8 protein-coding genes are annotated in these 11,901 nt (G+C 49.4%); 2 read left to right on the top strand and 6 right to left on the bottom strand.

From position 1 onward, the window contains the following. The coding region (locus ACR6Z4_RS14390) for a two-partner secretion domain-containing protein (protein WP_479717980.1) at positions 1-3,431 on the bottom strand (3,431 nt) is incomplete at its 3' end. 10 nt (positions 3,432-3,441) lie between these two features. On the opposite strand from ACR6Z4_RS14390, the gene ACR6Z4_RS14385 reads away from it, so the two are divergent. Then, entirely contained in the window at positions 3,442-3,612 is a 171-nt protein-coding gene (locus ACR6Z4_RS14385; RefSeq protein WP_479717979.1) for a hypothetical protein, read from the top strand. Positions 3,613-3,719: 107 nt separating this feature from the next. Here the strand turns inward: ACR6Z4_RS14385 and ACR6Z4_RS14380 are convergent, their stop codons facing one another. The 4 genes from ACR6Z4_RS14380 to ACR6Z4_RS14365 all read right to left on the bottom strand — a co-directional run bounded on the left by ACR6Z4_RS14380 (position 3,720) and on the right by ACR6Z4_RS14365 (position 8,523). Beyond that, complete coding sequence (locus ACR6Z4_RS14380) at positions 3,720-4,574, bottom strand: M48 family metallopeptidase (RefSeq protein WP_479717978.1); 855 nt, start codon at positions 4,572-4,574, stop codon at positions 3,720-3,722. Between the two features lie 295 nt (positions 4,575-4,869). Then, entirely contained in the window at positions 4,870-5,793 is a 924-nt protein-coding gene (locus ACR6Z4_RS14375; protein ID WP_479717977.1) for a pre-peptidase C-terminal domain-containing protein, read from the bottom strand. 615 nt (positions 5,794-6,408) lie between these two features. Further along, entirely contained in the window at positions 6,409-6,786 is a 378-nt protein-coding gene (locus tag ACR6Z4_RS14370) for a hypothetical protein (protein ID WP_479717976.1), read from the bottom strand. A gap of 858 nt (positions 6,787-7,644) precedes the next feature. Beyond that, positions 7,645-8,523 (bottom strand): PfkB family carbohydrate kinase, encoded by an 879-nt coding sequence (locus ACR6Z4_RS14365; RefSeq protein WP_479717975.1) that lies wholly within the window; start codon positions 8,521-8,523, stop codon positions 7,645-7,647. 72 nt (positions 8,524-8,595) lie between these two features. On the opposite strand from ACR6Z4_RS14365, the gene ACR6Z4_RS14360 reads away from it, so the two are divergent. Continuing rightward, the gene (locus ACR6Z4_RS14360; protein ID WP_479717974.1) at positions 8,596-9,837 is read left to right on the top strand and encodes an MFS transporter; all 1,242 of its coding nucleotides are present in this window, start codon (positions 8,596-8,598) and stop codon (positions 9,835-9,837) included. A 4-nt stretch (positions 9,838-9,841) separates the two neighbouring features. Here the strand turns inward: ACR6Z4_RS14360 and ACR6Z4_RS14355 are convergent, their stop codons facing one another. Then, a complete protein-coding gene (locus tag ACR6Z4_RS14355; protein WP_479717973.1) occupies positions 9,842-11,677 on the bottom strand; it encodes an ABC transporter ATP-binding protein in 1,836 nt (611 codons plus the stop codon). Positions 11,678-11,901: the final 224 nt, after the last annotated feature.

Here is an 11,901-nt window from a genome sequence, read left to right as displayed (position 1 = left end):
CCAGAGACCAGCATCATTTCGCTGCATGAGGGTGTGGGTGTCGGGGTGGGGGTGGGCGTGGGTGTCGGCGTCGGGGTTGGGGTTGGGGTGGGCGTTGGGGTGGGTGTCACACTCACCTGAATTTGGACGGGTGTCGAATCTGCTAGCCTGGGCGCACTATTGCTCAAGTCACTGGCAGTAATCTGAAACGCATCGGCAGTACCCGATGAATTTGCCGGTGGGGTGTAGACCAAATTATCGCCAGGCTCAATCACATCGCCAACGGCTAAAGCCGCACCGTTGCGGGTTAGGGTGGCACCCGGAGCGATCGCCGTAATTCGCAAAATCACCACATCGTTATTCGCATCAGTGATGCTGCTGACCAATTCCTCATAGGTGATGGTGATCGAGGCACTTTGTCCCGCATCAAATAATGTGTTTAACGGGTCGATCGTGGGAGCGCTGTTGATGGAGGTAATCGTAATGTCGGTGCTAGTCGCCGGAATCGTGGCGTTGCCCCCCGCTACCAAAACCGGGAAATTACCTGTGGTTAAAGGATCACCACCTGCCGCGATCGCCCCGACTGTGCCATTATCGCTAGCAGAACCAACGATAAAGGGAATGTTATTGGGACCACCGGCGTGCCGAATCGTTACCGTACCATTACCAAAGTCTCCCCTGGTATCGATGCTGATGCCACTTTCGGATATCGTGTCGATCGCTTGAAACAAATCGGCTTGGACAAACACATTCCCTGCGGTTCCCCCTTCACCGCCCGCTTCAGCATTGGCATCAATAAAATTCACCTGAATGTTGCCTGTGGCAGTTAAATTAACGTTGCTACCAAACTGGGCGCTCAGGTCGCCTGCCAGAATATCCCCCGTTGCCGTCAGGGTAAGATTTCCATCAAAATTAGCACTGAGATTGCCAGCAGTAATGTTTACCCCTTGGATTCTGAGGTCACCGGCATCGGCATTGATGGTGTCGCCTAGATTCATCGAAAATGAACCGACCCCATTGTTATCGGCATCGGCAATAAAGGTCATGGAATAGCCAAATCCAAAATCGAGGGTGGTTGAAAGAATGCCATCTGACAGCGTGCCGATAGTGATGTCGTTGGTTGCCTCTAAAATCACATCATTTTGCTCGAACAGCGATTCTAACGTCGCTTCAGAGATGGTGACAGTTTGACCGGGAAAGTCATCTTGCCCAATTTGCAATGGATTCGGCAAACCGGGCGTATCGTTAACGGCATTGGAGATGATGATATTGGTTGGGTCGAGTAAAAGGGTACCGGGCAGACCGTTCGCCGCCGAGGTATTAACCAGACCCCGGAAGATTAAATTTTCTGCACCTGAAACTTCAACAAATCCACCATTGCCGCGAGTGGCTCCGCCCTGGGCGTTGATAGTACCCCAAAAACTATTGGTGCCATCTGCCCACACAATCACCCGTCCGCCATTGCCGCTGGCTGCACTGTTCGCCGTGATGGTTGAATCTGGGCTGACATAGGTTTGAGATGCCGTTGGCACCGTCCCTCGTCCCTGATAATCGCCGCCAATGTGAACTATCCCGCCATTGGCAGTTCCGGTCGCGTCAATATTGGCTTCGACTAAACCGACGCGATCGCCTAAGACCTGCACCGTACCCCCGTCTGACCCACGCCGAGTAGTGGAAACATCTACTGTCCCAGAGGCGATCGCTACCCCGGCGTCACCGGGTAGATTAGTTGTCGAACCGTTGAGATGAATGCTGCCATCATCATTGACGGTAATTCCCGTGACGTTGGGAATGCTGCCTCCCGTCAACAATTCAGGTAACGATAGCGCTGTAAAGGGAACGGCATTGGGTCTGCCAATCTCGGACGCTCCTAAATTCTGAACGTCCAGGCTCAGTAAATTTCCGGGCTGACTCAGGCGAACTAAATTACCTTCAGGCACAGCCGTGAGCATAATTTGACCACCGGGGGCAATCAATTCTCCAGTATTGACCACCGTGCTGCCCAGCAGCGTCAGGCTTTGCCCTTCGCCGACCATTAACGTTCCGGCATTGGTAATGGCTCCCGCTGGACTCAAGCCGAACGCATAGGAAGTGGGCGAACTGACCAATGCAGCGTAATCATTGGCACCAACAGCACTAAACCAGTCGTTGGCAAACCCAATTCCAGAAGCAGTTGTGGCAGTAAAAGAGGCGGGTAAATCCAGGCGGGCATTGGGTCCAAAAATAATTCCCGCCGGATTCATCAAATACAAATTGGCATTGCCGCCAGTCATCTGGAGCAATCCATTAATGTAAGAGGCATCGCCGCCAGTCACCCGTCCTAAAATATTTTGAATCGTGGGGCGGGTTTGAAAATTGGCAATTTCGTTCCGGGTCAAACCAAATTGCTCAAAGCTATGGAAGAGATTGCGCCCGTTGTTCGATTGTTGTCCACCTGTGATGTTGTAGCGATCGCCATTCCGAATAATTACCGTGTGGGTGCCATCGTTGGCAGGGGTAATAGAATCCGCCCATACGGGTTGCATCACGCCTACCACCGTCAATGCTGTCATTGCCCCGACAAGGGGTAGGGCTGCCCAAAAGCCACTGGCTTGCGGGATGGTAGGGTGATAGTGGGCGATCGCCGATCCTTTGTTAAGTACCGAGGTTGGCACAGGGATGGGTTGGAACGGTTGCGGTTGCGGTTCCAGGGCAAAGTGAACCACCCGTTTTTGACCGATGCGCGTAAGTTTTAGCACAACGTCCAGGCGATCGCTCAATCCTCGGCGTTGCAGGGCATTGGCGATCGCCCGTTTGGTATAGAGAATTTGTTCAAGTCGTTTTTCGTAGGAATTGCTGACTCGATGGCTACGGTAGTAATAGAGCGGTTCAGGTAAATGGCGCACCGGAGCTGTTTCGGACAACCGCAGGCACAAATCGTAGTCATACGCATGTTTAAACGTCTCGTTAATGCCCCCGGCTTGCTCAAATACCGATCTGCGGATTAAGCGAAAATGAAAGGTAAGAAAATCGAGTAAGAGTTTGTCGGGAGAATAAGGGATATTGGCATTGCGCCCCAGGCGTTTGACGTCGCCCTGTTGATTGACTAGCCAGTGGTTGGTGTAAACCATGCCGATTGCCGGATCTTGCTCTAACACCGCTTGCGTTTGTGCCAGAGCCGTGGGTGCCAGCGCATCATCACTATCAACCCACCCTAAATACTGACCGCTGGTTTGGGCAATCGACCGCTGACGAGCGCGAGGAATTCCTTGATGGGTCGAGGCGACAACCCGCACCCGTGAATCCAGTTGGGCATAGCCTTGGGCGATCGCCACGGACTGATCGGTGGAACCGTCATCCCAAATCAACAATTCAAAGTCTGTGTAGGTCTGTGCCAGGACACTTTCAATCGCCGTAGCAAGATAAGTTTCCCGGTTGTAACTGAGAATGATCAGAGAGATAGACGGTTTCATAGCAATGCGGGTGGCAACATTTAATACAAGTTACGCTAACGGTGTTTCCCGATCCGAACAGGAAATCCTCAACTTAAATACACAAGGGGCGATCGCTTTTTACGAAGCGATCGCCCGGTTAATTTTAGGTTGCCCTACTTATAGCCAATTCTTAAGGGATGGTCAGAGTACGGATTCATGACCCTGTAATTTTTGCTGAGAGAGTGACGGCGAAGCCGTCACTCTCTCAGCAAAAATAGGTTTCGTAACATCCCCGATTCTCAGGATGATAGGAGTTGGCAACTTGAATTAATTCAGCAATCGGCTAATGTGACTCCGGTAAGCAGCGTTATCCAGGCCATCCCCCGTGTTTGCCGTTGCCGGATCAATTTGTTGGTTCAATGCGGTGATACGAGCAGAGGTTGCTGGATGCGTGCTGAAAAATGAAGGCACAGAACCCTGACCGCGCAATTTTTCCATGAAAGCGGGCATGGCAGATGCGGCATAACCAGCTCCGATAATCGTTGTTAGTCCTTGCTGGTCTGCTTCCAGTTCATCCTGGCGGCTATTGGGACGACGCAACGCTAATTCGACACCCAGCCCAACTGCCACATTCTGATCCAGTCCGGCAGCAGTAGCAACCCCTTGAGCGATCGCCATCTGCCGCATTTGGCGAACGGCATGACGCCTGGCGATATGCCCAATTTCGTGCCCAATTACGCTGGCAAGTTGAGCTTCGTTATCGGCAATGCGCATTAACCCCGTGGTGACATAGACATAACCGCCCATGGTCGCGAAGGCATTGATTTGCTCTCGGTCATCCACCACCTGAAAGACATAGGGAATATCGGGGCGATCGCTATAGGGCACTAGCCGCTGACCAATTTGATCCACGTAACTGGTAATGGTGGTATCGCGGTATATAGTAAATTCTTCACTGGTCAATTGCTGATTGATCTGCTGCCCCAGTTGGATTTCCTGGCGATCAGACATATTAGACAACTGAATGACCTGAACCCCTCGCAAAATTAAGTCTAGCCAGGAAATTGCAGAAGAAGGAGCAGGAGTGGTGACAATCACCCCCATTGCCACCATTAAGGAGAGCAATCCATAGAGCCAACGGCGACACAATTGTTTATAAAAACTTGAGATAGTAGGTAACATGGCAATCGTATGAAGCGAGCGGCAGAAAAGCTGAAACAAAAGTAGCGATAGTTTCTAGACGTCAGTCTGGTCACTTATGTTGCAATCATAATTCGGTCGCAGGTAAATGGGTATAGCCATAAAGACCCATGGCTTCACCTGACTATCGGGTAGGTAAAATCGACGTTGCTGACTCTCAGGATAAATTTGCCCCTTCCAGCCTTGCTTCTGATAACCATGGGTGTGGTGAGAGAGCCGCGCATTCCGCGCGGCTCTCTCACCACACCTGGTACTTCATGCTTGCAACCCTGAGGTTTTAGTACACAGCCGTTGAGAAAGTAACGACATTGTTTTCTTCATCCACCGTCCCTTGCAATACTTCTGTCTGTCCCTGAACCTGGAGAGTCAAGGTAAAGTCGATGGGACCTTGAGTGTCAGAACAGCGAGAATAAAGGCTGACTGCAATTTTGTATTCTCCTTGAGGTGCTTGAGCCGGAGGCCAAAACACATTCTCAACAGGGCTGGTGACAACACCTTCACATTGGGCATTAGCATCCACGTCTAGTTTCCCGCCCGAGCCAATCTCCGCATTATCAAACGCAACCATCTCGCCGGTGGGGTCTATCACTGCCAGATCCAGATCATCCGTCGTATTCCAGCGCAGAGTTGCCTGAACGTCGCCTGTACCCAACACAGTCGTAGCCGTCAGATGATATTGACCCTGTTCGCCGGGGCTGTAAGTATTGACGATGAGGGTATAAACGCCATTGGTCGGCAACGCGATATTGATCTGAGAGTTGGTGCTGCTGCTGTCAAAGTCATCATTTTGCTCGACCACTTCACCATCGGGCCCTACCAACATCAGGAAGGCGTCAAAATCAGGACTTTCCAAAGAAATGGTAACTTGTTGACCCGCACGTCCTGTAAACGAGTATTCATCGTAGAGACTTTGATCAGACGAGAGCACAGAATCTCCAGTTTCCAAGACCCCCTCGGTGTCGATAATAGCGGCGCTATCGGCATCTGTCGTTTGCTTAGAACCCGCACTCTGATGTTGAGAATTAAACAGGCTGAGTTCCGATTTTGACGACGGCACCGAAAAAATTGATGGGTTAAAAATCTTATCAGAATCAGTGGTTTGCGTGATTTGAGACGGAGTGCCAGATGTCGCGCTCAGTGCATAAACGGGTGAAACGGCAAGGGTAAGTAGAGAAACAAATGCAAACTGCTGAAATCGCATGTCTCGATAGTCTCCTGTTGAGGGTCGTAGGCGATCGCCTATCTATAAAGATCCTGATCCATCCGCCCGGATGGCTGAGCCGGATAAGTCAACCTAAAATCTAAGATTTCCAGCCTTATCCTAATTAAAATACGCTGCAAATTCTATTCCTTAAAAGTATTCCCCGACCGCTTCTCGATCGCGTTTGGAATAGAGTACTTTGCGCTCAGCTAGAGCCAGATTTTTTGAAAGCTATGCGGAGTATGGCATTCGAAAAATAATCTGTACTCCACTGAAGTAAAAATCGCCATCGGTTCGACACCGGGTGTGAGCAAACTTAATACGAAGTAACAAGTAAGGGTTTTGACAAGAGCCGTTAGCACTCCTATCAAAACCCTTACCCGACCTTTTTTCTAGACGAGCATTATCTCAGCCCGCCATCGTTAGAGCATTTTGGGTACAGATGGCGAAGCCTGCCACCTACGCCAAAAACGCGTAAGTCTCGCTAGAAACTCATGTCATATTTAACTAGCACAAATACTGATACGCATCAGGTTCATGTTGGCAGTGGCACAATCACAATAGCCAAAATGCACAACAGCCAAATGAAGGATGGGGAAGGTGCCCGCCCTGGTATTAATGCATTCTATGAGATAACAATTGCTCTTCTAGAGCCGCAATCCGATTGTAAGCAGCGGTGAGCTGAGCTGTTAAACGCTGAATTTGAACGTCTGAAGATAGAACATGCTCGCCGCTCTGGCGATCAGAATCTAAATAGCTGTCGTCCATCAGCACATCTTTATGCTCCATCGCTGCCTCGAAATCGCTGCGGTACTTTTGATTCACGGGATGCCCAAAACTGGCACCAGACTGGAAGCGATTACTGGCATTTCCGGTCGAAGACTTAACTTCTACTAGAACATTAGACACTTTATTACTCAGTCGCTCGATCATCTGGTGCAGCGCATCAATTCTAATGCCCAATCCAACAATTTGCTCTTGGAGAGAATCCATGCGGTGCCCCAATTCCTAAAATAAATTCCTCTTATATCCTAAAGACAAATTTGATAAGACAGGGTTTAGTTCTGAATCATTTAACTTTTGCCAATCTACGAAATATTTCTCAAGCAAGCCCATTGAGGTGGTCTCAAGCTGTTTTGTAGTGAAACAGACCTTTTCTGAGCGTGTTCGATCGACAAAATCGAAAATTATAGATATGATTCACCCCATTAAAGCTACGTAACTTTTTTTTCTCAAGTCGAGAGCTATGTTGTTATAAATCTTTCATCAGTTGAGTCATCAGAGATGAATGTTTCTGTTGACGTCCATCATCGATTAATCTCGTTACTTTAGGAGTCTTTATTGAACTTGGATAAAATCTGCCTCAGCGCAAATGATGCTATCTAGCGATATCTCAAGTTCTTACCTATAGGGCGTTGCAGACGTTTGCACGACAAAAAACTGCTTTTGGAAGCCCAATCTATCTGTCAAATAGAGAATTCGCTAGAGAGGCTTAAAATCCACGTTATACCAGCTCAATCTTGACAAAATAAAATGAGATGACAGATTGATGGTCGAAGAGAGCAATTTTATATAAAGCAAGACTCAAAATCGAATAGCCTTTGTGTTTAGGCTTAAGCATTTTTTCTTAGTCATTCTCCCTGCTTCAATAGATTTTTTTTGGTGGAATTATATTTTGCCATCCTGGTTGAATCACGCCATGGAGATAAATTTTATCCTAACAACCCAATCCTATTGAGGGATACATCAGGGTGATCGATTCATATCATTTCATTGCGTTTGGAACGCGTCTGATCGTCGGTTTTTACGGATCTCCGACCCATGAGAAATACTGCCCTTTTCAAGTAAAGATTACTCATTCATCAACCCGTGATTCTGATTGAGCCATTGACGGGTGCCAAAGGATTGACACGCGATCGCCGCAATGTTTGCCGATTCAACCAGAGCCGATTGAAAATCAGTTTGCAAAATGAAATGGCAGAATGCGCCATGAAAAATATCGCCCGCCCCCAGCGTATCAACCGCTGTGACTTGATGAACGGCGATCGCCCCTGCTTCCTGATGCGTCCAATATTGAATCGGTTGGTTACCATTCGTAAAGGTAATGGCAGTGGGGTTAAATTGCTGGAGATAGGCGATGGTCTGGTCGAGGGTGGTGCAACCAGGAGGACGGAAATTGGCAGAACAAATGGCGTAGTCTACCCAGGGCAATACGTGCTCAAATCCGGGCTTCCAGCTGCCGCCATCCATCACTACTGGGATACCTTGTTGCTTGGCTTGTTGGGCGATCGCTTGTCCTACTTGCATTTGATGCCCATCGATTAAAACAATATCGACCGCTTGCAGAATCTGAGGAGGAATCTGAGTGACATTTGCCTGGGTACGAACGGCATTGAGAGAAATGACAGCTCGTTCTGCGGTGGCTTGGGTCACCAGGATCGAGGACGTGGGGGGGGGTTCAGGACAGTCGGGCCAGAGATCCGCGATCGCCACTCCGTGTTGTTGTAAGTCGTTGAGCACCAGAGATTGACTGGCGTGGCAACCCAGCACCCCGAGCAGGGTGGCGCTGTTGCCCAAGTGGCGAAATGTCACCGCTGCATTGGTTGCTGGCCCTCCGGCTGCCATGGTGTAATCGAGGGCGACCAACTTTTGGTTGGGTTCGGGGAGTTTTGGCGTGAGATAAATCAAGTCAAGGGTCACCAACCCGACAAACAATCCTTTCCCAGACATAAATGCGAATGCCAGAACAATGTTTACTGTCCATGTTACGGTCTACTAAACAATGCGCTGCTAGCTTTACCCATGAACGGTTTGGTTGAGAAATTTCGCAATGGGTTACCCCAACTCGATCATCGAGTCTGGATTTTGATTGCAGGTCGGTTGCTATCGCAGTTGGGCACTGGGTTTACGCTATTTTACGCACCGATTTTTTTTGTTGATCAGGTCGGCATTTCAGCTACTGCCGTCGGTGTTGGCATTGGTAGTGGCTCAATTTCGGGGGTTGTGGGGCGCGTGTTAGGGGGATCGTGTGCCGATTCTCCTCGCTGGGGACGACGCTGGACATTGCTATTGTCGGCACTGGTGTCAGCTGTAGCAGACTTGGTGCTAGTGCTCACTCATGATCTGCCCACATTTGTCATCGGCAATTTGTTAATGGGTTTGGGCATTGGCTTATATTGGCCTCCGGCTGAAGCGGTTGTCGCCGATTTGACCACCGTCGAACAGCGCAATGAGGCGTTTGCATTAACGCGTCTGGGCGATAGTTTAGGGCTAGGTTTGGGCGTAGTTTTGGGCGGTGTGCTGATCTCTCTGACCAAAAGCTATCGTGCGTTATTTGTGATTGACGGAATTTCGTTTGTCGTCTTTTTTGCTGTTATTTACTGGGCGATCGCTGAAACGTTAAGCCCTGATCAGCTGCACCATTCTATGCTTAAAAGTTGGACGATAGCGTTACGCGATCGCACCCTTTTAATTTACGCATCGGTCAACGTGCTATTTACAACCTATTTATCGCAGGTAAATAGTGCTCTACCGCTTTATTTTCATGGGTTTATTGCCTTGCCTGATGCCAGCGGCTTTTCGACCTCTGTCATTAGCGTGTTATTTTCCTGGCATGTGGTGTTAACTGCCCTGCTGCAACTCCCCGTTGCCCGTTATCTCAACCGCTTTAGCCGTCCCCATGCCCTGATATTGTCGGCGTTGTTGTGGGGCATCGGTTTTATTTTGACCTGGGTTACTGGCATTGCCCCAACCGGACATATTATTTGGGCAGTGTTGAGTTTAAGTGTGTTGGCGATCGCCACCGTTGCCTATATGCCATCGGCATCATCGCTAGTGGTGGCAATGGCTCCGGTTTCCTTGAGAGGCGTGTATCTGTCGATCAATTCTCTCTGTTGGGCAGCCGGTTATTTTATCGGACCGACGGTGGGAGGGTGGGCGATGGATCAAACCTCAGCGATCGCCGATAGCTTTTGGGTGATATCGGCGTTGAGTGTGCTGATTAGTATTGGTATTTTGCGATATCTCGAAAAGATTCTGCCATAAATGCCTACAAATAACTGCTGGCTTGACGGCTGAACATAGCGTAATAGCGATCGCCTTGAGCCATCAATTCCTCATGATTACCTTGCTCCATAATCTTGCCGTGTTCTAACACAATAATCCGGTCTGCCAGTTTTGCTAATGCCAACCGATGACTGACGACCACTGCCATACGCCCCTGAGCGATCGCCCGAAAGATCTGATAAATCTCATGTTCGTGTTTAGGATCCAGAGCCGCTGTGGGTTCATCAAATAACAGTAGTTCTACTTGCGATAAACGCATCAAGGCACGGGCGATCGCAATGCGTTGCCATTGACCGCCCGACAAATCGATGCCATCTTCCAATTGCTTACCCAGCGGTGTTTCTAGCCCCTGATTTAAGTCCAAAACAATCTGTTTGATGCCCGCGTCTTGTAAAACCGTGTGAAGGGCTACATCGTCCTGAAGCTGAGGCAAATATCCCCATCCCACATTTTCTCGTAGCGTTGCTGGAAACCGCGCATAGTCTTGCATCACCACCGCAACCCGCGATCGCAGTTGATCCAGTTGCAGCGATCGCAAATCTTGTCCATTCCAAAGAATTGTGCCGTGAGAAGGGTCATACAAGCGGCACAAAAGCTTTGCCAGTGTTGTCTTTCCGGCTCCGTTTTCGCCCACCAGAGCAATCATTTCGCCGGGCTGAATCGTTAGATTAATCTGCTCTAAAATCGTGCGATCGCTACCGGGATAACCAAAGGAAAGATCCTGTAATTGAATGCCCTGCTGCGATCGGCGGACGGCTGTCGTGGCTACCATCGACTCTTGCCCACTGTGCAATTGAGGCTCTAAATCGAGCAATTGAAACACCGGACTGGTTGCCAGTGCCACATCATAAATATCGCCCGTGTTGGCAATCATGATGTAGAGGCTACGGCGCACCTGCAAAATGATGCCCGTGTATAACGCCAGGTCGCCCACCGTATAGCTTCCCCGTAATACTCCCAACACTACGTAGACATAGGGAAAAGCCGCACCAATCCCACCGACCAGTGCCCACAGCATTACGGCTAACGCTCCCTCTTGCCGAACGTGCTGCATTTTGCTAAACATGCGTCCAAATAAGCCTTGCCAGCGATCGAGCAAAACATTTTGCAACGAAAACAGCCGAACTTCTTTGGCGTAAGCATCTCCGGTCAACACTTTGGCGTAAATATCCATCTCCCGTGTGATGCCAGCTTGTGTTTCTTCTACGCGCCAGCTCTTTTTGTGGTGCTTCATTTCGACGTAGATTGAGGGGATAGATGCCGCCAACAGTAACAACGGTACCCACCAGGCGATCGACACCGATACCAGGACCGAGGGAATGAAGATAAAAACGCCCATCAATGTTGCCGCCACGATAAAGGAAAGCCGTTGCAAGCGTTGCATGCCTTTATCCGTGAGTTCGAGCAAATTTAATAAGTCGGGCGTTTCGAATAAGGCAATGTCATCAAAATGCGCCACCTTATGCAACACTTTTCCCTGAGCATAGCCTTGAACGCGATCGCGCAACGCTGCAAATAACGTCGTCCCGATCGAATCAATAGAGTCTACTACCAGGTTTAAAACAACGGCAGCTACCATGCACCAGAGTAATTTGGGTTCACTCAACAGTAGCCCCAGAGCCTGATCGCCAGCACCTTGTCCGAATAACCGGGAGGTTTCATCAATTACGACTTTGCCTAAAAACAACGCGATCGAAGGGCCGGTGCCTGTAAATAAATTCAATAGCGCCAGATTGCGAAGTTCCAGTGGCGCAGCCTGAACAACCATCCACAAACTGCGACGCAGAGCCTGAATGGGGGTCAGTTCTTTGGGTTTCATGGCGGGTAGTCCCTGAAATATAAGGGTTTAAACCAGCCGGGGGGCTGGCTTACAATCACTATCGGTAAGGGTTGTCAAAGTTATGCAGTCGCAGGCAAGGCGTTGTAAAAAGGCGATCGCAGTTTTTGCAACCATAAAACCCGCAAAAGCGACCCAAAGGGTCGCTTTTGCGGGTTTTATAGCCTGAGGCAATTACGTTATGCCAATTTAAACAAATTTTTGCC

Source organism: Calyptranema fuscum S582 (genome assembly GCF_055793305.1).
The sequence above is the reverse complement of the archived record's forward strand: the minus strand, read 5'-3'. Positions and strand labels throughout refer to the sequence as shown.